This window comes from Plantactinospora solaniradicis (assembly GCF_042658085.1).
GTDB classification, from domain to species: Bacteria; Actinomycetota; Actinomycetes; order Mycobacteriales; family Micromonosporaceae; genus Plantactinospora; species Plantactinospora solaniradicis.
This window is the reverse complement of the sequence record NZ_JBHSPR010000001.1, coordinates 36,348-55,612: the sequence shown is the minus strand read 5'-3', so window position 1 is coordinate 55,612 and position 19,265 is coordinate 36,348. Positions and strand designations below refer to the sequence as shown.

Here is a 19,265-nt window from a genome sequence, read left to right as displayed (position 1 = left end):
CGGCTGCTCCCAGGCGTGCCGACCGGTCTGTGGCCGACCGGTGGATCGCCTTGGGGCGGGCCATGGCGTTCGGCTCCGATACGCTCAGGCCGTTGACTGAGTGTCCGGCTGAGGGGCGAGATCTTGTCTGATTTGTCCGCTATCGTCAAGGCGTACGACGTCCGTGGCACCGTTCCCGGCCAGTGGGACGAACGAGCCGCCGAGGCGTTGGGGGCGGCCTTCGCGCAACTCCTGCGTACCTCCGGGGAGCAGCGCGACACGGTCGTGATCGCCCACGACATGCGGGCGTCGTCGCCGGGTCTCGCCGCCGCCTTCGCCGACGGGATCCGGGCGGAGGGCCTGGGCGTGCTCGACGTCGGGCTGGGCAGCACCGACCTGCTCTACTACGCCTCCGGCAGCCTCGACCTGCCAGGCGCGATGTTCACCGCCAGCCACAACCCGGCGGCGTACAACGGCATCAAGATGTGCCGGGCCGGGGCGAGGCCGATCGGTCAGGACACCGGCCTCGCCGAGCTGCGGGACCGGGCCCAGGCGCTGCTGGACAAGGCGGAGTCCCGACCGGTGGAGGAGCCCCGACCGCCGCTGCACCGCCGCGACCTGCTCCCCGAGTACGCCGCCCACCTGCGGACCCTGGTCGACCTGTCCGGGATCCGCCCGCTCAAGGTGGTCATCGACGCGGGGAACGGCATGGGCGGGCACACCGTACCGGCGGTGCTCGGCGCGGCGGTTCTGCCGGCCCTGCCGCTGGACATCGTGCCGCTGTACTTCGAACTGGACGGCTCGTTCCCGAACCACGAGGCCAACCCGTTGGACCCGGCGAACCTGGTCGACCTCCAGGCGGCGGTCACCCGGCACGGTGCCGACCTCGGAATCGCCTTCGACGGGGACGCGGACCGCTGCTTCGTGGTCGACGAGCGGGGCGAGCCGGTCTCACCATCGGCGATCACCGCCCTGGTCGCGGTCCGGGAACTGGCCAAGCATCCGGGTGCCACGATCATCCACAACCTGATCACGTCCAGCGCGGTAGCGGAGATCGTCCGCGAGCACGGCGGGAAGCCGGTCCGGAGCCGGGTCGGGCACTCGTTCATCAAGGCCGACATGGCCCGGACCAACGCGGCCTTCGGCGGCGAGCACTCCGCGCACTACTACTTCCGGGACTTCTGGTTCGCCGACACCGGCATGCTCGCCGCGATGCACCTGCTGGCGGCGCTGGGCGAGCAGGACGGCCCGCTCTCCGACCTCGCCCGCGCCTACCAGCGGTACGCCGCCTCCGGAGAGATCAACTCGACCGTGCCGGACCAGCGGGCCAAGCTGGCCGACGTCCGCCTGGCCTACCCCGAGGCGGAGACCGACGAACTGGACGGCCTGACCATGCGCTTTCCCGACGGGGCCTGGATCAACCTGCGCCCGTCCAACACCGAGCCGCTGCTCCGACTCAACGTCGAGGCGCCCACCCCTGAGCGGATGGCGGCCCTCCGCGACGACGTACTCGGGCTGGTTCGCCGATAAGATCCTTCGCGCCGGTCGGACACCGCCGTATTCGACCGCCCGCACGAACGTGGAAGGAGCCGCACAGTGGCCCTCGACCCGCAGTTGCTGGAGATTCTGGCCTGTCCGGACACGCATCACGCCCCGCTCTACTACGACTCGGCGGCGCAGACCCTGACCTGCACCGAGTGCGGTCGGATCTTCGAGGTACGCGACGACGTACCGGTGCTGCTCCTCGACGAGGCGCGCGGTGGCCCCGCGGGACAACCGGGCGGAGCCGCCGACGGCACGACGGCACCGCGGTGATGGACGGTACGGCAGGTCTGCGTGGCCGTCCGGTTGCCGACGACACGTTGCTCGACGACGTCGCCGCGCTGTCCGAGAGCGACCCGGGCGGCATGCTCCGGCACACCGCCGCGGCCGGAGCACAGGTCCGCGAATCGGCGTCCCTGGCCGCCGAGGCCAACCTCGGCGTCCTCGCCGACGAGGGTCGGCCCCGGGCCGTCATCATCGCCGGCATCGGCACCGCCGCCCGGACCGGCGAGATCCTGTCCACCGTCGCCGGCCCGCGCTGCCCGGTCCCGGTCATCCAGCACCGTAGTGCCGGCGTACCCGGCTGGGTCGGTGCGGCGGACGTGGTCATCGCGGTCAGCGCCTCGGGGCGCAGCCCGGAGGCGCTCGGCGCGGCCGAGGCCGCGGCCCGGCGAGGGGCCCGGCTGGTCGCGGTCGGTGCGCCGGATTCGCAGCTCCAGTCGGTGGCCGAGGGCGCTCGGGCGCCGTTCGTGCCGGTACCCCGCCGGGCGCCGGCCCGGGCCAGCCTGTGGGCGCTGACCGTCCCGGTGCTGCTCGCCGCCCGCGCGCTCGGCCTGGTCAAGGTCAACGAGGCGGACCTGGCCGAGACGGCGGCCCGGCTGGACGCCGAGGCCGACCGGTGCCGCCCCTCCGCGGAGTCCTTCGTCAACCCGGCCAAGTCACTGGCGCTCGGTCTGGCCGGATCGGTGCCGATCGTCTGGGGCTCGTCCCCGCTGGCGACGGTGGCGGCCCGGCGGTTCGGCGACACGCTCTCGGCGAACGCGCGGTACCCGGTGGTGGCCGGTGCGCTCGGCGAGGCGGGCCGGGGCCGGGTGGGCCTGCTCGACGGGGTCTTCGGCGGCCTGGCCGAGACGAGCCGGGACATCTTCGCCGATCCCGGGGACGAGCCGACGGGAACCAGGCTGCGGCTGGTGCTGCTCCGGGACGGCGGCCTCAACGCCGACGACGACTCCGACGAGCCGCTGGTGGTGGAGGAGCGCCGGGCCGACGCGGTGCAGACCCTCGCCGAGCGGCGCGGCGTGCGCTGTGACGTGGTGACCGCCGAGGGCGGATCGGCCCTGGAACGGCTCGCCTCGCTGACCGCGGTACCCGACTTCGCCTCCATCTACCTGGCCCTGGCCCATGGCCTCGACCCGATGGCGGTACCGGCCATCACCGAGATGAAGGAGCTTTCCAACCCGTGAACGAGCAGACCGCCCGGCCCGGAGCCGCCGTGGCCCAGGACCCCGTCCGGCGAAGCGAGGTGGGGGCATGAGCGCGGGTGGGGGTACCAGGGCGATCCTGGCCGCCCTCTTCGCCAACCTGGGCATCGCGGTCACCAAGCTCGTCGCGTGGGGCCTGACCGGCTCTTCGTCGATGCTCGCCGAGTCGATCCACTCGTTGGCCGACTCCGGCAACCAGGCGCTGCTGCTGGTCGGCGGGCGCCGGGCCGTCCGCCGGGCCACCCCGCAGCACCCCTTCGGGTACGGCCGCGAGCGGTACATCTACGCGTTCATCGTCTCCATCGTGCTGTTCAGCGTCGGTGGTCTCTTCGCGCTCTACGAGGCGTACCACAAGTACCACGAGCAGAGTGGCCCGAAGGGCCCGCACGGCTTCGACAGCTGGCACTGGGTGCCGCCGACCGTGCTGGTGATCGCGATCGTGCTGGAGTCGTTCTCGTTCCGGACCGCGATCAAGGAGTCGAACCTGGTCCGGGGCAAGGCGTCCTGGAAGCAGTTCATCCGCCGGGCGAAGGCCCCGGAGCTGCCGGTGGTGCTGCTGGAGGACCTGGGCGCGCTGCTCGGTCTGATCTTCGCCCTGGTGGGTGTCTCGATGACCCTGGTCACCGACAACGGGTACTGGGACGCGGCCGGCACGGCGGCGATCGGCCTGCTGCTGGTCACCATCGCCGTCATCCTCGCGATCGAGACCAAGAGTCTGCTGCTCGGCGAGGCGGGCGCCCCGGAGGACGTGAGGAAGATCGAGCAGGCGATCACCGACGGCTCCGAGGTCGAGCGGATCATCCACATGAAGACGCTGCACCTGGGCCCGGAGGAGCTGCTGGTGGCGGCCAAGGTGGCGGTACGGCCGTACGCCACGGCGGCCGAGCTGGCCGAGGGGATCAACACGGTCGAGGCACGGATCCGCAACTCCGTACCGATCGCCAGGGTCATCTATCTGGAGCCGGACATCTATCGAAACGTGGAACAGCCCGCCGACGGGGTTCCGGAGCTCAAGGAGGCCTGACGGTGGAGCCCCTTCACGGCCGGATCCGTGACTACGCGTGGGGATCGCGTACGGTCCTGGCGCAGTTGCAGGGTCGGCCCGTGCCGAGCGCCGGCCCGGAGGCGGAACTCTGGCTCGGCGCCCATCCCGGTGACCCGAGTACGGTGCACCGGGGTGGGGCGCCGCTGAGCGTGGTCGACGCGTTCGCCACGGATCCGGGGCGCTGGCTCGGCGCCGACGTGATCGACCGGTTCGGGCAGCGCCTGCCGTTCCTGCTCAAGGTGCTGGCACCGGAGGCGCCGCTGTCGCTACAGGCGCATCCGGACGCCGAGCAGGCCCGTGCCGGTTACGCGGCCGAGGTGACGGATCCGGAGCTGACCCACCGCAACTACGTCGACCCGTACCACAAGCCGGAGTTGCTGGTCGCGGTGTCGCCGTTCCAGGCGCTCTGTGGTTTTCGGGACCCGAAGCTCTCCGCCGACCTGATCGACGCCTTCGGGGTGCCGGCGCTCGATCCGGTCGTCGACGCGCTCCGCGCCGGCACGGACGGGCTGCGCGAGGCCGTACGCACGTTGCTCGGCTGGCCGGTGCCGGACCGGGCGGCCCTGGTGGCGGCGGTCGTGGCGGCGGACGTCCCGGAGCAGTACGCCCAGGCCGGCGAGTTGGTGCGCGAGCTGGCCGGGCGGTATCCGGCCGATCCGGGCGTGCTGGTCGCGCTCCTGCTCAACCACGTCAGCCTCGCACCGGGCGAGGCGATCTGGATGCCGGCCGGCAACCTGCACGCCTACCTGTACGGGGCCGGGGTGGAGATCCTGGCGGCCAGCGACAACGTGCTGCGGGGCGGGTTGACGCCGAAGCACGTCGACGTGCCGGAACTGCTCCGGGTGCTCCGCTTCGAGGTGCTCGTCGATCCGGTGGTTCCGCCGGTCCCGGTGGCGCCCGGCGTGGTCACCTGGCCGGTCCCGGTGGACGACTTCGCGCTGCACGGCGTACGCCTCGGCGAGGCGGTGGGGTCGGCCCGGATCGCGCTTCGTGGGCCTCGGATCGCGCTCTGCCTGGCCGGCGAGGTGACCGTGGCGGACGGGGCGGGCTCGGCCCGGCTCGGCCCCGGCCAGTCGGCGATCGGCCCGGCGGACGGCGGGCCGCTGACCGTGAGCGGGAGCGGAGAGGTCTACGTCGCCTCGGTCGGGCTCGGCTGACCGCTCGACCGGGTACGACGAGAACGCGAGTGCCCACAAAAGGGAAATTTGCGGATCGGCTTGACACCAAACTTGCCCAGTGTGACGCTGTGAGTACGCAGCGTTATCGCGACAACGGTCCGAGACACGCGCGGGGAACCAAACCGGGGGGATGCGCGGGGCGGCCGGAGGCTGGGTGGAAAGTCCGCCCGGAACCGACCGCCCCGTGCGCTGTCCGATGCCGTCCTACCTGCCACTGTCCGGATTGCGACCCGACCGGAGGCCGGCGCGGGATGGCCGGGGCGTAACGTGGAGGGTCGCGCAGCAGACCCGTACGACAGGAGCGTTCATGACCAGCACTCTCCCGGCCCCCGCAGGTGGTCCGTCCGCCGGAACCCGACCCGCCACGGTCGCAGAGGGCGACTACAAGGTGGCGGACCTGTCCCTCGCCGAGTTCGGGCGTAAGGAGATCCAGCTCGCCGAGCACGAGATGCCCGGCCTGATGTCGATCCGTCGCGAGTACGCGGCCGAGCAGCCGCTGCGGGGTGCCCGGATCACCGGCTCGCTGCACATGACCATCCAGACCGCGGTGCTCATCGAGACCCTGGTGGCGCTCGGCGCCCAGGTCCGCTGGGCCTCGTGCAACATCTTCTCCACTCAGGACCACGCCGCCGCGGCCATCGTGGTCGGCCCGGACGGCACCGCCGACGCCCCGTCCGGCGTACCGGTGTACGCCTGGAAGGGCGAATCGCTCGAAGAGTACTGGTGGTGCACCGAGCAGGTGCTGCTCTGGCCGGACGGCCAGGGCCCGAACATGATCCTCGACGACGGTGGCGACGCCACCCTGCTGGTGCACCGGGGAGCCCAGTTCGAGGGCGCCGGCGCCGTGCCTCCGGTGGAGACCGCCGACTCCGAGGAGTACGCCGTGATCCTCGGCGTGCTGCACCGCTCGCTGCGTGAGGACGACCGGCGCTGGACCCGGATCGCCGCGGCGATCAAGGGCGTGACCGAGGAGACCACCACCGGCGTGCACCGGCTCTACGAGATGCAGCAGAACGGCACGCTGCTCTTCCCGGCCATCAACGTCAACGACTCGGTGACCAAGAGCAAGTTCGACAACAAGTACGGCTGCCGCCACTCGTTGATCGACGGGATCAACCGGGCCACCGACGTACTGATCGGTGGCAAGACGGCGGTCGTGCTCGGCTACGGCGACGTCGGCAAGGGCTGCGCGGAGTCGCTGCGGGGCCAGGGCGCCCGGGTCATCGTCACCGAGGTCGACCCGATCTGCGCACTCCAGGCCGCGATGGACGGCTACCAGGTGGCCACCCTGGAAGACGTCGTGGAGACCGCCGACATCTTCATCACCGCGACCGGGTGCTTCGACGTCATCCGGAACGAGCACATGGCCCGGATGAAGCACCAGGCCATCGTCGGCAACATCGGCCACTTCGACAACGAGATCGACATGGCCGGGCTGGCCAAGCGGTCCGACGTCGAGCGGATCAACATCAAGCCGCAGGTGGACGTCTGGCGGTTCGACGACGGCCACTCGATCATCGTGCTCTCCGAGGGCCGGCTGCTGAACCTGGGCAACGCCACCGGGCACCCGAGCTTCGTGATGTCGAACTCGTTCGCCAACCAGACGATCGCGCAGATCGAGCTGTTCACCAAGATCGAGGAGTACCCGGTCGGGGTCTACACGCTGCCCAAGCACCTCGACGAGAAGGTGGCCCGGCTGCACCTGGACGCCTTGGGCGCCAAGCTGACCGAGCTGACCAAGGAGCAGGCCTCCTACCTCGGCATTCCGGTCGAGGGCCCGTACAAGCCGGAGCACTACCGCTACTGAGCAGTACAGCGCTACCGAGCAGCACAGCGACGAAGGAACCGGGTCGGCGTCCGCGCCGGCCCGGTTCCGCTTGTCCGCCGGGGTCCGGCTGACCTATCCGTCGGATTCCGGCGAGCGGCGGCGGGGCCGTACCCAGGTCCATACGCAGTAGACGAGCCAGGCGATCGCGACCGCCGTGCCGAGGGTCCGCAGCCGCAGCGCGTTCAGCGCGAGCACGACCACCAGTACCAGGAGCCAGGGCAGGAACGCCTTCACCGGTCCGCCCCGCCCTGCGGCGTGGCGGCGAGCACCGGAGCGACCGGGGCTTGCGGCGGTGACGGTGGCGGCGCGGCCGGCCGCACCGGCCAGGTCAGCCCGGGGGCGGTGGCCTCGGCGGCGGCAGGGACGAGTTCCGGCCAGAGCGTCGTGCTCACCGACCGGGTCCGGGCCAGCCGCTGTCTGGCCCGGGTGTGCCGCTCGGCGTGTACGGCCGCCAGGTAGGCCCAGTCGGCCATGCCCGGTGGCGGTGGTGGGGACGTCACCGCGGCGACCTCGGCCCAGAGTGACCGGGCCAACCGGAGCCGGGCGGATTCGGTGAGCGTCCCACTCCGGCTGAGCAGCTGACGTACGGCCAGCGCGAGACCGTCGTCGAGTCGGGTGAGGTCCAGGGAGCGGGTCCAACCGGTCAGCGGCGGCACCATGGCCGGAACGTAGCCGGACCCGGCGGGGCTCCGGTCGTGGATCACCATCGTGCCCGCCGCCAGGTCACCGAGCCGCCGCCCACGCGGATCGGTCATCATGACCGTGACGCTCACCGCCCAGGTGAGCAGTGGAAGCACCAGCCCGGGCCACTCCACCGCGACGCCGACCAGACTCCGGGTCAGCGACTGGCGGAACCCCACCCGCCCGCCGTCGTCGCGGACCACCCGCAGGCCGACGGCGAGCTTGCCGGGCGTACGACCTTGGCTCAGCGTCTCCCACGACACCGGATAGCCGACCAGGAGCAGCACCACCCCGACGGTCTGCAACGCGGTCAGCAGCGCCTCGTCCGGCAGGCCGGTGCCGGCGAACGCGTCGATGAGGATTCCCGCGACGATCAGCAGGAGGACCGCGATCACGAACTGGGCCGCGATGTCGATAAGCAGCGCGAGCACCCGGGATCCGAGCCGGGCGGCCCGGACCTCCAACTCGACCGCTTCGCCGCTGACCAGACCGGCATCGGCACCGAGGCCGGTGGACGACCCCGGCCGGGCAAAAGCCGACCTCGGTGGTTGCGCTGTCACCCAGACAGTGAACACTATGGTCGCGGAACCAGGGGAGCTGAGTTGGATCTCGACGCGTACGCCGCGGAGCACGGCGCGCAGTGGCGGCGGCTGGCCCAGCTGTCCGGTCAGCGCCGACTCAGCGCCGCCGAGGTCGACGAGCTGATCGCCCTCTACCAGCGGGTGGCCACCCACCTCTCCGTCGTACGCAGCCGGTCACCCGATCCGGCGCTGGTCGCCCGGCTGTCCCGGTTGGTGCTGGCCGCCCAGGCCCGGCTCACGGGTCGGCCCGGCGTCTCCTGGTCGGCGGTCGGCCGGTTCTTCTCGACGAGGCTCCCCGGCGCGGTGTACCAGGCGTGGCCGTGGTGGACCGGCGTCGCCGTCGGGTTCAACCTGATCGCGGGATTCTTCATGTGGTGGATCGCCGAGAACCCGGAGAGTGCCGCCGCGCTGATCGGCGAGCGACCCGCCGCCCAGCTCTTCGAGGCCCGGTTCGTCGGCTACTACAGCGAGCACGAGGCATCGAGTTTCGCCTTTCAGTTGTGGACCAACAACGCCTGGGTGGCGGTCCGCTGCCTGGCGGCCGGCATCCTGATCCTGCCGGTCTTCTACCTGCTCTGGCACAACGCCCTCAACATCGGGGTGACCGGCGGGGTGCTCGCCTCGTACGACCGGACGGGGCTGTTCTTCGGCATGATCGCCCCGCACGGCCTGCTGGAGTTGACCGGCATCTTCATCGCGGCCGGCGTGGGCCTGCGGATCGGCTGGGCCTGGATCGCGCCGCCGCCGGACCTGACCCGGGGGCAGGCGGTGGTCCGGGCGGCCCGCTCCGGCATCCTGGTCGCGGTCGGCCTGGTGGGCCTGTTCGCCGTCGCCGGCCTCATCGAGGCGTTCGTGACCCCGGCGGCGGTGCCGACCGCCGTACGGGTCGGCATCGGAATGACCATCTGGGCCGGATTCCTCGGCTACGTGATCGTCTTCGGCCGGCGGGCGCTCAGAGTCGACCGAGCGCCTTGAGCCGCAGATAGGTGTCGCTGACCATCGGAGCCAGCTGGTCGGCCGGTGCGTCCACCACGGTCACGCCGTGCCGGGCCAGCGCCGTCCGGACCCGGTCCCGGTCGCCCAGGGCCCGCCAGGCCGACGCGGTCGCGTAGACGTCCTGGACGCGTTCGGGTGACCGGGTGGTGAGATCACGCAGCACCGGGTCGTGCACGGACGCGACGATCAGCCGGTGCCGGGCCGCCAGCCGGGGCAGGACCGGCAGCAGCCCCTCGCCGAGCGCGCCCGGCTCCAGTGCGGTGAAGAGGACCACCAGGGAGCGTCGACGCTCCCGCCGCAGTATCTCCCCGGCGATCAGCTCGAAGTCGGTCTCGACCAGGGCGGGCTGGAGCGGCGCGAGTGCGTTGACTATCCGGGCCAGCAGCGTCGACTGGGCTCCACCGGTCAGCGCCACCCGGACCGCGTTGTCCACGCCGAGCACGTCGACGCGGTCGCCGGCGCGGGCGGCGAGCGCCGCCAGCAGCAGGGCCGCGTCGATGGCGGCGTCCAGCCGTGGTTCGTCCCCGACCCGCACCGCGGCGGTCCGACCGGTGTCGAGTACGCAGACCACCCGCCGGTCGCGCTCCGGTCGCCAGGTCCGGACCAGTACGTCGGCCCGGCGCGCACTGGCCCGCCAGTCGACCGAGCGCACGTCGTCGCCGACGACGTACTCGCGCAGGGTGTCGAACTCCGTTCCCTGGCCACGGCCACGGCTCACTCCGGTACCGTCGATCACCCGTAGCCGGGCGAGCTTCTCGGGCAGGTGGCGCCGGGACTCGAAACGGGGCAGGACCCTGAGTGTCCACGGTGGAGTCGTCGGATGTTCGGCCCGTTGCCGGAACGCCAGCCCCAGCGGGCCGTACGACCGCACGGTCAGCCGCAGTGCCGGCCGGTCGCCCCGACGGGTCGGGGTCAGCCGGGTGGGCAGCACCGCCCGGTCGCCGGCGGAGATCTCGATCTTCGGAGCACCGGGGAAGTCGACCCGGGCTCCGGCGGACGGCACCCAGGAGTCCCGGACCAGGCCACGCAGCGGGCGGGTCGAGGTGTTGTGCAGGTGCACGGAGACGGTGGCGGTGTCGCCGAGCCAGACGGTCCGGTCGCCGTGCCGGCTCGCCTCGATCGCTCCCGGCGGAGCGGCGAGCCGCCAGTCGAGCACGGTCAGGGCCAGCACCACGCCCACCATGACCAGTACGCCCCACCACGGCGCCGGCCACAGCGGGAGGGTCAGCGCCCCGGTCCCCAGCAGGGCCGCCGCCCGTCCGGTCATCGTGGGGTCGGCACGGTGCTCAGCACCGCGTCGAGTACGGATCTGGTGGTGACCCCCTCCAGTTCGGCCTCCGGACGAAGTCGGAGCCGGTGCCGCAGGGTCGGCCGGGCGATCGCCTTGACGTCGTCCGGGGTGACGTGGTCACGGCCGGCCAGCCAGGCCCACGCCTTGGCGGCGGTCAGCAGCCCGATCGCGCCCCGGGGCGAGGCGCCCAGTTCCAGGGCGGGTACGGCACGGGTCGCCCGGCAGATGTCCACGATGTACGCGAGGACCGGCTCGGCGACGCCGACCCGACTGATCGCCGCCCGGGCGAGCGCCAGGTCGGCGGGGGTGGCCACGGGCCGTACCCCGGCGGCGGTCAGTTCGCGGGGATCGAAACCGGCATGGTGCGCCCGAAGTACACCGAGTTCCTCGTCGCGGTTGGGCAGCGGCATCGTCAGGTGCAGCAGGAACCGGTCGAGCTGGGCCTCGGGCAGCGGATAGGTCCCCTCGTACTCGACCGGGTTCTGGGTCGCGGCCACGATGAACGGATCCGGCAGCGGCCGGCGGCGGCCCTCCACCGACACCTGCCGCTCCTCCATGACCTCCAGGAGCGCCGCCTGGGTCTTCGGCGGCGTCCGGTTGATCTCGTCGGCCAGCAGCAGGTTGGTGAAGACCGGACCCTCGCGGAACGTGAAGGCGGCGGTACGCGGATCGAAGATGAGTGACCCCGTCACGTCGCCGGGCATCAGGTCCGGGGTGAACTGGAGCCGCTTCGACTCCAGGTCGAGGGCGGCCGCGATGGTCCGCACCAGCAGGGTCTTGGCCACCCCGGGTACGCCTTCGAGCAGCACGTGTCCCCGACAGAGCAGCGCGATCACCATGCCGGTGACCACGGCGTCCTGCCCGACCACCGCCTTGGCGACCTCGGCCCGCAGTCGGTGCAGCGCCGCGCGGGCCTCGTCCGACTCGGTGTCGGCCGGACCGGGCTGCGCCGGAGGCCGATCGGGCGAGACGGCGTACAGCAGCGGGTCGGTCGTTCCGGCGGGTCGGGTCAACGGGCTTCTCCTTCGACGGGGCGGTCGTGCCGGGGCGGGTCGGTCGGGGTGTGTGCGGGCAGGCCGGACAGCCCGTCGAGGGCGCGGGCCAGGTCGAGCAGCTCCCGGTTGGTGGTGGGCGCCGGCCCGTACAACAGGTGGTGCACGTCCGCCCGGCTCCACCCGGTGTGTGCCGTCACGGCGTCGGTCACCTCGTCCGGCCCGGTCTCCGGCGGCAGACTGAGTGCGGGCAGCAGCCGGTGCAGGGTGGCCGCGCGCAGGGTGTCGGCGGTCGGCGCGTACGCCCGGGCCCGCTGGTACAGCCGGCCCCGGCCGAACACGGTCTCGGCGGAGGCGACGGTCACCGGCAGCGGCTCCGTCACCGGTGGCCCGAGCCGGCGGGCGCGCCACAGCATCGCCAGCACGACGGCCACGGCGAGTTGCACCAGCAGTGCCCAGAACCACTGTGGAAAGGCGTCCCACAGCGGGTTGGCCTCGTCCGGCGGATTCGCCTGCTGGCTCGGGTCGGGCTCCTCGTACTCCTCGGAGCCGTCTCCGCCGCGATCGTCCGGGTCCCCGGCGTCGAACGGGGCCGGTTCACCGGGCACCGGCGACCACGGCTCCAGGTCGCCGTCCGGATCGTACGGCGGTGGCGGCTCGGGTCCGTCCAGATCGAGCCAGATGACCAGGCCGTATGTGGACAGCAGCCCGGCGGCCAGTGCGACGTTGCCCTGTTCGTCGATCCGGTCGTTCCGGAACGGATCACTGGCACCGACCACCACGACGTCGTTGCCACGCCAGCGGCTCCTGGCCAGTCCACCGTCGTAGCAACGCTCGGCACGGTAACTGAGCCCGGGCGCATCGGTGTACTGCTGGCGGAGTGCGGCCGCCGGCCCCGCCGCCCGTACCTCCGGCAGTGGACAGGGGCGGCCGTCGGCCTCGGTCCCGACCGTACGGGCGGCCCAGCGGCGGTCGGCGGTCGCCAACGGCATGTCGGCGTCGTCGAGTACCCGCTGGGACGGATCCACCAGTACGACCCGGGCCCGCTCGGCCGGGTCGACGAGCAGCCGCAGGTACAGCGGATGGACCAGCGCCGGTGCCGGTACGAACAGCGTGAAACCGTCGTGGGGCGCCAGGCTGAGGGCGCGACGCGTACTGGTCACCCGCTGGATGGCGATGCCCTGGGACCGCAGTTCGGCGGCGAGGCGGCTCGCGCCGTCATCGTCGGTGTTCACCGAGGAGAGGAAGCCGGAATCGTCCCGATCGGGCTGGTCGACCGCGTGGGTGGTCCAGGTGACCACCAGGAGCAGCAGGACCAGCGCGATCGGGATCACGATCCGGTGCCACCGTCGTCGCCGGGTCATGTCCGAACCGTCCCGTTGTCGGTGGACCGTGGGTGGGCGAGTGCCCGGTCCAGTTCGGCGGCGAGTTCACGCATCCGCTCGTCGTGTTCGGCTCGGGCCGGGCGCTGGCCGTACCAGAGGTCGGAGAAGATCCGCCCCGCGGCGCCGAGCGGTCCGTCGACCTCGGGCCGGCTCCGGGTCGCCGCCGTCGCCAGTTCGGCGACGGTCATCCCGGGCCGGTGTTCCAGCACGCCACGGTCGATCAACGTCCGGACCATTCCGCGTAGCCGCTCGCGGACCGCCTCGGCGTACCGGCCCTCCCCGGCCAGCCGGTCGGCGTGCGATACCAGTGACGCGGCAGGGACGTCGGGGAGGCCCGGCTCGGGCTCGTCGTCATCGGCGGCCTCGGGCTCGGGCCTGGGCGCCGGGCGGGCAGGGCGTCGTCGCCACCGCCAGGAGAACCGCCAGCGGGGCAGCCGGCGCGGCACCCAGGCGGGGAAGAAGAACCAGGCCAGCGAGGTCAGTACGCCGGCCAGGACCAGAAGCAGGGCGACGAGGGGCAGCGGGATCCCGTCGCCGATCGCCGCCGTGGTCTCGGTCCACCACCGGCTGAAGCTCACCGGTGCCCCGCGATCGGGGTGACCAGGGGCCGTCCGGACTGTCGCGCCCGGGCGATGACGATGTCCAGCCCCTCGGTGCGGATCCGGGTCTCCAGATAGATCACGGCGTCGAGGCAGGCGATCGCGGGGTAGGCGACGCTGTTCACCGCGGCCCAGACCGCGAGGCTGACCGGCACCTTCCAGTCCGGGTCGAGCAGGCCGACCGAGCCCAGTCCGGAGACGGTGCCCACGGCCAGCCCGACCCGCACGATCCACCAGACGAGATAGCCGAGAAGTCGTACGGCCCCGGCCCGGCCGACGGACCGGAGGGCGAGGGCAGCGGACCGCACCAATCCCCGCAGTGGCCCGACCCGGTCCAGGACGATCGCCGGCACGGCGGAGCCGAGCAGGGCGAACCCGATCAACCAGGCCGGCATGGCGAGCGCCGCCGCGAACATGATCGCGCCGGCCAGCAGGGCGACGAGCGCCGTGACCGCGAACCGGGCGCCCTCCGGGTGGAGCAGTCGCCTCCGGCGTACCCGCCCGGAGGGTTCGAGCAGAACCGTTCCGGCCGCCCTGGCGCTCAGATTGCCGAGCAGCGCGATGATCATCGCCTCGGTGGCGGCGCCGACGGCCAGCAGGAACCAGTAGGCCGTCAGCCCGTTGATGTCCGGCAGGTAGCCGGGCGGCTCCACGCCCGCGGCGAGACGCAGCGGATGGAGCAGAAGTTGTTCCAGCACGGTCAGGACGAGGGCGATCGGAACCAGTACCCGGGCATGATCGCGGAGCAACAGGACCGCCGAGTCGATCAGCTCACCGACCGTGAGCGGACGCAGCGGGAGTACGGCGGTCGGGCCGGCGTCGGGCAAACGTACTCCTGGCGGGCATGGGGGGTGGCGGGGGAACGCCGCAGCAGTCATGGTGACATGTCGGTCCACCCGATCCGGCCCCGGCGGGCCGGTACGGGCCCGGCCAGCCGCTCTGATCAGCGAAAGCTCACCTCTGGTGCCCCCCTGTCTGCCGGGGTAAGCTACTGCGCTTCGTGACCGGGACCGACCGGCGGGACGTCGTGTCGGAGGGCGCGGGGTCCACGGTGTTGAAAAGAGGGTGGAATATTAGTGCCATGAGAGCCCGGGTACTGGTCGTCGACGACGATCCCGCACTGGCCGAAATGCTCGGTATCGTGCTGCGCAGTGAGGGCTTTCTGCCCTCGTTCGTCGCCGACGGGGAACGGGCGCTGGCCGCGTTCCGTGAGAACCGACCCGACATCGTCCTGCTCGACCTCATGTTGCCGGGGATGAGCGGGATCGACGTCGCCCGGGCCATCCGCTCCGAATCCGGCATCCCGATCGTGATGCTGACGGCGAAGAGCGACACCGTCGACGTGGTGCTGGGGCTGGAGTCGGGCGCCGACGACTACGTGGTCAAGCCGTTCAAGCCCAAGGAGCTGGTCGCCCGGATGCGGGCCCGGCTGCGCCGGGGCGAGGACGCCGCGCCGGAGCTGCTGACCATCGGGCCGCCCGACAACCAGATCAACATCGACGTGCCGGCGCACACCGTCAGCCGGGACGGCGAAGAGGTCAAGTTGACCCCGCTGGAGTTCGACCTGCTGGTGGCGCTGGCCCGCAAGCCGCGCCAGGTCTTCACCCGGGAGGTGCTGCTGGAGCAGGTGTGGGGTTACCGGCACGCGGCCGACACCCGGCTGGTCAACGTGCACGTGCAGCGACTGCGCGCCAAGATCGAGCCGGACCCGGAACGGCCGGAGGTCATCCTGACCGTGCGGGGAGTCGGCTACAAGGCGGGTACCGGATAGCCTGGCTGCACTGTGGCCCGCACCCTGACTTCGCGTTCCGTGCAGCTCGCCCGCGCAGCCTTCGCCGGGCGACGGCTGCGGCGTGCCGTCGTCGCCGCTCGACGGCTGCGGCGGGTCGGTGGAGCCCGGATGGCGACGGCCGCGGCCGGACTGCACCGCACCTGGCGGCGGTCGCTCCAGGTACGCGTCGTCACCATCACGCTGGTGGCGTCGAGCCTGCTGGTCGGCGGGTTCGCCTATCTTATCGCCGACAACATCACCAACGTCGTGCTGGACAACGCGGACGCCGACGTGAAGGGTCGGCTCCTGGACGGCCAGGAGTACGCGTCCGAGCAGCTCAGCAACCACACGGGCCCGTTGGAGCAGGGGCTGAAGGTCACCTTCGAGAGCACGGTCAACTACCTGGCCGGCGGAGATCCGGCGCAGCTCGGCGGGGTGGTGGTGGCGCTGCGGGCCGGCCGGTACGAGTACGCCGGCGTCTCGACCGCGACCTCGCCCCAGGTCAACGTCAACGGGATGCTCAGCAAGGAACTCCGGGAGCAGGTGGAGGGAGGCTCCCTCGCCAGCCAGATCCGCACCGGTGACCTGTTCGACGAGGAGCCGGTCAAATACCTCGTCTACGGTTCGCCGGTGCCGACCCGGTTCGGCCAGGTCGAGCTCTACTACCTCGTCCCGCTGACCCGCTGGGACTCGATCGCCATCGGCTCACGCTCCACCGTACTGGCCACCGGGTTCGCCCTGGTCGTGCTGCTCGGTCTGCTCTCCGGGCTGGTCACCCGGCTGGTCGTCAATCCGGTACGGGTGGCGGCCCGTACCGCCCAGCGGCTCTCGGCGGGGCTGCTCGACCAGCGGATGGTGGTCAACGGCGAGGACGATCTGGCGATGCTCGCCGCCTCGTTCAACCAGATGGCGACCAACCTGCAACGGCAGATCGTCCGGTTGGAGGAGATGTCCCGGCTGCAACGGCGGTTCACCTCGGACGTCTCCCACGAGCTGCGTACCCCGCTCACCACCGTACGGATGGCGGCCGACCTGATCTACGCCGAGCGGGACGAGTTCGATCCGGCCGTCACCCGTACCGCCGAGCTGCTGCACGCCGAGCTGGACCGGTTCGAGGACCTGCTCACCGACCTGCTGGAAATCAGCCGGTTCGACGCCGGGTTCGCCATGCTCGACGCCGAACCCACCGACCTGGTGCCGGTGGTGAACCGGGTGGTGGATCGACTGGAGCCGCTGGCCCGCCGGTGTGGCGTGCCGTTGCGGGCGGTGGTGCCGGACGCTCCGGTGATCGCCGAGGTCGATCCGCGCCGGGTCGAGCGGATCCTGCGCAACCTGGTGGGCAACGCCGTGGAGCACGGTGCCGGCCAACCGGTGGTGGTGGTCCTCGGCGCGGACGACACCGCGGTGGCGGTCACCGTTCGTGATCACGGTGTGGGACTCAGGCCCGGCGAGGAGAAGTTGGTCTTCAACCGGTTCTGGCGGGCCGACCCGTCCCGGGCCAGGCAGACCGGCGGAACCGGACTCGGCCTCTCGATCAGCCTGGAGGACGCCCGGCTGCACGGCGGCTGGCTGGAGGCGTGGGGCGCACCGGGCGAGGGGGCCCAGTTCCGGCTCACCCTGCCGGCCCGCGCCGGTGACCGACTGACCTCGTCGCCGCTGCGACTGGTACCGGCCGACGCCCCCGTGGTGGCCAACGTCGCCGACGGGTGGACCGTCGCCCTGCCGGCCGCCGGAACGGAGGTGGGGCTCCTCGGCCAGGGCGATGGCACCGGCCAGACGATCGGTGCGAGCGACGAGCCCTGGGCCGGCGAGGTGATCGGCGCCGGGCTGGCGGGCGAGCCGGCGGCGCCGACCCGCCTGCCGGCGGATTCCGAGGACCGGTTCGGGACGGATGACGACGCGGAACCGGCCGACGGTTCGACCACCTCCGGGTCGCCATCGGCCGCTCCGGTCGGCACCGCCGGCCCGGCCGCTGGATCGGGCGGTTCGGGCTCGGCATCGGAGGGCCTGGTCACGCCGAGGCGGCCGGCCGACACCGGACGTAGCGAGGCGACGCGATGAGACGGTTCCAGGCGGCCATTCTCGCCGGCGTGGTGTTGCTGGCGTCGGGGCTGACCGCGTGCGGCATCCCGGACGAGACCGATGTCCGGGTCCACGGCCGGGGGCCGGTGGCCGACACCCTTCCGGCGGACGGCCCGGGTGCGGCGCCGCCGCCGGGCCGGACGGCGAGCGGCATGGAGCCGGAAAAATTCGCCCGCAACTTCCTGACCGCCGCGGCGGGCGAGGCGGGCGAGGCGTACAAGCGGGTCAACGAGTACATCGTGCCCCAGAAGCGGTTTCCGAAATCGGGCAACGAGGACGTGAACATCGTCCGGATGCTCTTCCGGGCGCCCCGGATCATTCCAAACAGCGACGGCACCAGCACGGTCAAGATCGAGGTGCAGCCGGTCGGCGTGCTGCGGGCCAACGGGTCGATCGGGGAGCCGGACGACACGGAGGTCACGTACAACTTCACCATCGGCACGGTGCCGACCGATCCCGGGTCTGCCGAGGGGCTGTGGGTGCTGAAACCGCCGCCGGTTCTGCTCATGGACGTCGAGGCCCTCGCCAACTACTACGAGGAACACACGATCTACTTCTGGAACCAGGACGGGGACGCCCTGGTGCCCGACCTGCGCTACCTTCCGCGCGCGGTGCCGGTGCAGCGACGGGCCACCCAGGTGCTCGACTGGCTGATCGGCGGCCCGTCGGACTGGCTGAATTCCGGCGTCACCCGGCTACCCGACGGCACCGGGGTGGTGGGGAACGTGCCGGCGCCGAAGGAGGGCGGGCGGCTCGAGGTGAACCTCTCGGTCAAGGCGGGGGAGCTGGAGACCGACGCCGACCTGAAGAAGCTCTACAAACAGATCATCTGGTCCCTGCGGACCAACCCGCCGCTCGGTGACGAGCTGGAACTGAAGATCCAGAACCAGTCGAAGATGACGATGGTGGCCGCCGACTACCTCCGGGACAACCCGATCTACCAGATCAGCGGCCCCCCGGCCCGGTACGGCGTACTCGCCGGCAGCCTCTATCCGCTGCTGAACTCGGGGGAGGGACAGCCGGTCCCGGTCCCGATCGCGGCGGAGGCCAACCAGAACATCGTCTCGGCGGGCCTGAGCCGTAACGGCGAGCAGATCTCGGCCGCCCTGGTGACGAAGAACGGGAACTCCCTTCGACTGCGGGTCGGAGCCGGCCTCGGCGTGGTGGGCACCTTCGATACCGGTAGCACGTCGTACGGCTCCATGGGCCGACCGGTGTGGCTCAAGGATTCCCTCGACGACGGGCCGACCGGACTGGTGGTGGCGGACGGCAAGCTGTGGGAGTTCAGCAACGACGACGCCGCGTTGAAACAGGTCCCGCTCGCCGGGGTTTCCGGGCAGGTGACCGCGGTGGGTGCCTCGCTGGACGGACGCCGGATCGCCTTCGTCGCCGGCGGCAGGTTGTACGTCGCAACGGTGCGACCGGTCGACGGCACCCTGACGGTCGCGTCGGTACGTCAGCTCGCGACCTCGCTGAAAGCGCCGAGCGCGGTCGACTGGTTCGGCGAGTACTCCCTGGTGGTGGCTGGTCTGGAGCAGGAGGACGGACGGGCGGCGGTCTTCCGGCTCAGCGTGGACGGGGCGGGGGAGTCGCCGCAGGTGACCGGCGTCGGTGCGCTGATCACGGAACTGGCCGCGTACCCCTATGACCTGGAACCGCAGGCGTCGCCCCCGCTGGTGTACGAGTCGAACCTGGTGGCCTACGCGGCCGGCACGCCGATCACCCGGAACCAGGTTTCGCTCGGGCCGGGAACTCCGCCGCCCGGCACGACCGCCCCCACCGCGCCGTTCTACCTCTACTGACCACACGGCGGATCTGGCGCCACTGACCACGG

The 19,265-nt window shown here is 71.9% G+C and carries 16 protein-coding genes and 1 pseudogene; 10 read left to right on the top strand and 7 right to left on the bottom strand.

What is annotated here, in order from left to right; all coding sequences use genetic code 11:
- The first annotated feature begins 123 nt into the window (after window positions 1–123).
- From ACFP2T_RS00280 to ahcY, 6 genes are all read left to right on the top strand, one after another.
- Window positions 124–1,509, top strand: coding sequence for a phosphomannomutase/phosphoglucomutase (locus tag ACFP2T_RS00280; protein WP_377415992.1), 1,386 nt, complete (start codon window positions 124–126; stop codon window positions 1,507–1,509).
- A 66-nt stretch (window positions 1,510–1,575) separates the two neighbouring features.
- Window positions 1,576–1,794 (top strand): Trm112 family protein, encoded by a 219-nt coding sequence (locus ACFP2T_RS00275; RefSeq protein WP_377415990.1) that lies wholly within the window; start codon window positions 1,576–1,578, stop codon window positions 1,792–1,794.
- Window positions 1,791–2,984 carry an SIS domain-containing protein gene (locus ACFP2T_RS00270; RefSeq protein WP_377415988.1) on the top strand — a complete coding sequence of 398 codons (1,194 nt, stop codon included), beginning with the start codon at window positions 1,791–1,793 and terminating at the stop codon, window positions 2,982–2,984. Before ACFP2T_RS00275 ends, ACFP2T_RS00270 begins: the two co-directional genes overlap by 4 nt.
- A gap of 67 nt (window positions 2,985–3,051) precedes the next feature.
- Entirely contained in the window at window positions 3,052–4,026 is a 975-nt protein-coding gene (locus ACFP2T_RS00265) for a cation diffusion facilitator family transporter (RefSeq protein WP_377415986.1), read from the top strand.
- 2 nt (window positions 4,027–4,028) lie between these two features.
- Window positions 4,029–5,204, top strand: coding sequence for a mannose-6-phosphate isomerase, class I (gene manA, locus ACFP2T_RS00260; protein ID WP_377415984.1), 1,176 nt, complete (start codon window positions 4,029–4,031; stop codon window positions 5,202–5,204).
- A gap of 328 nt (window positions 5,205–5,532) precedes the next feature.
- The gene (gene ahcY / locus ACFP2T_RS00255) at window positions 5,533–7,032 is read left to right on the top strand and encodes an adenosylhomocysteinase (RefSeq protein WP_377415982.1); all 1,500 of its coding nucleotides are present in this window, start codon (window positions 5,533–5,535) and stop codon (window positions 7,030–7,032) included.
- 93 nt (window positions 7,033–7,125) lie between these two features.
- On the opposite strand, the gene ACFP2T_RS00250 is transcribed toward ahcY, so the two are convergent.
- Together ACFP2T_RS00250 and ACFP2T_RS00245 are read right to left on the bottom strand one after the other, a co-directional pair.
- The gene (locus ACFP2T_RS00250; protein WP_377415980.1) at window positions 7,126–7,287 is read right to left on the bottom strand and encodes a hypothetical protein; all 162 of its coding nucleotides are present in this window, start codon (window positions 7,285–7,287) and stop codon (window positions 7,126–7,128) included.
- Entirely contained in the window at window positions 7,284–8,294 is a 1,011-nt protein-coding gene (locus ACFP2T_RS00245; protein ID WP_377415978.1) for an RDD family protein, read from the bottom strand. The genes ACFP2T_RS00250 and ACFP2T_RS00245 overlap by 4 nt, the downstream gene beginning before the upstream one ends.
- Window positions 8,295–8,336: 42 nt before the next feature.
- On the opposite strand from ACFP2T_RS00245, the gene ACFP2T_RS00240 reads away from it, so the two are divergent.
- The gene (locus tag ACFP2T_RS00240) at window positions 8,337–9,290 is read left to right on the top strand and encodes a stage II sporulation protein M (RefSeq protein WP_377415976.1); all 954 of its coding nucleotides are present in this window, start codon (window positions 8,337–8,339) and stop codon (window positions 9,288–9,290) included.
- Here the strand turns inward: ACFP2T_RS00240 and ACFP2T_RS00235 are convergent.
- From ACFP2T_RS00235 to ACFP2T_RS00215, 5 genes are all read right to left on the bottom strand, one after another.
- Window positions 9,268–10,578 carry a DUF58 domain-containing protein gene (locus ACFP2T_RS00235; protein WP_377415974.1) on the bottom strand — a complete coding sequence of 437 codons (1,311 nt, stop codon included), beginning with the start codon at window positions 10,576–10,578 and terminating at the stop codon, window positions 9,268–9,270. The two genes, ACFP2T_RS00240 and ACFP2T_RS00235, sit on opposite strands and share 23 nt — an antisense overlap.
- Window positions 10,575–11,504: an AAA family ATPase gene (locus tag ACFP2T_RS00230; protein WP_377417790.1), complete on the bottom strand. Its 930-nt coding sequence runs from the start codon at window positions 11,502–11,504 to the stop codon at window positions 10,575–10,577. The genes ACFP2T_RS00235 and ACFP2T_RS00230 overlap by 4 nt, the downstream gene beginning before the upstream one ends.
- A gap of 107 nt (window positions 11,505–11,611) precedes the next feature.
- On the bottom strand, window positions 11,612–12,958 hold the full coding sequence (locus ACFP2T_RS00225; RefSeq protein ID WP_377415972.1) for a DUF4350 domain-containing protein: 1,347 nt from the start codon (window positions 12,956–12,958) through the stop codon (window positions 11,612–11,614).
- Window positions 12,955–13,557, bottom strand: a complete 603-nt coding sequence (locus ACFP2T_RS00220) for a DUF4129 domain-containing protein (RefSeq protein WP_377415970.1) — start codon at window positions 13,555–13,557, stop codon at window positions 12,955–12,957. The genes ACFP2T_RS00225 and ACFP2T_RS00220 overlap by 4 nt, the downstream gene beginning before the upstream one ends.
- Window positions 13,554–14,405, bottom strand: coding sequence for a hypothetical protein (locus ACFP2T_RS00215; RefSeq protein WP_377415968.1), 852 nt, complete (start codon window positions 14,403–14,405; stop codon window positions 13,554–13,556). The genes ACFP2T_RS00220 and ACFP2T_RS00215 overlap by 4 nt, the downstream gene beginning before the upstream one ends.
- Before the next feature lie 254 nt (window positions 14,406–14,659).
- Between ACFP2T_RS00215 and mtrA the strand changes: the two genes are divergently transcribed.
- The 3 genes and pseudogenes from mtrA (at window position 14,660) to ACFP2T_RS00200 (ending at window position 19,233) form a co-directional block, all read left to right on the top strand.
- Window positions 14,660–15,349: an MtrAB system response regulator MtrA gene (mtrA, locus tag ACFP2T_RS00210; protein WP_196199354.1), complete on the top strand. Its 690-nt coding sequence runs from the start codon at window positions 14,660–14,662 to the stop codon at window positions 15,347–15,349.
- Window positions 15,350–15,478: 129 nt separating this feature from the next.
- Window positions 15,479–17,158 (top strand): annotated as a pseudogene (mtrB, locus tag ACFP2T_RS00205) (MtrAB system histidine kinase MtrB); the annotation flags it as partial.
- A gap of 248 nt (window positions 17,159–17,406) precedes the next feature.
- A complete protein-coding gene (locus ACFP2T_RS00200; RefSeq protein WP_377415966.1) occupies window positions 17,407–19,233 on the top strand; it encodes an LpqB family beta-propeller domain-containing protein in 1,827 nt (608 codons plus the stop codon).
- The last annotated feature ends 32 nt before the right edge of the window (window positions 19,234–19,265 follow it).

What these genes read in the sequence shown, in the direction of transcription:
- ACFP2T_RS00265 (WP_377415986.1), top strand. Translation starts at nt 3,052, where the DNA reads ATGAGCGCGGGTGGGGGTACCAGGGCGATCCTGGCCGCCCTCTTCGCC.
- ahcY (WP_377415982.1), top strand. Translation starts at nt 5,533, where the DNA reads ATGACCAGCACTCTCCCGGCCCCCGCAGGTGGTCCGTCCGCCGGAACC.
- ACFP2T_RS00235 (WP_377415974.1), bottom strand. Translation starts at nt 10,578, where the DNA reads ATGACCGGACGGGCGGCGGCCCTGCTGGGGACCGGGGCGCTGACCCTC.
- ACFP2T_RS00225 (WP_377415972.1), bottom strand. Translation starts at nt 12,958, where the DNA reads ATGACCCGGCGACGACGGTGGCACCGGATCGTGATCCCGATCGCGCTG.
- mtrA (WP_196199354.1), top strand. Translation starts at nt 14,660, where the DNA reads ATGAGAGCCCGGGTACTGGTCGTCGACGACGATCCCGCACTGGCCGAA.
- ACFP2T_RS00200 (WP_377415966.1), top strand. Translation starts at nt 17,407, where the DNA reads ATGAGACGGTTCCAGGCGGCCATTCTCGCCGGCGTGGTGTTGCTGGCG.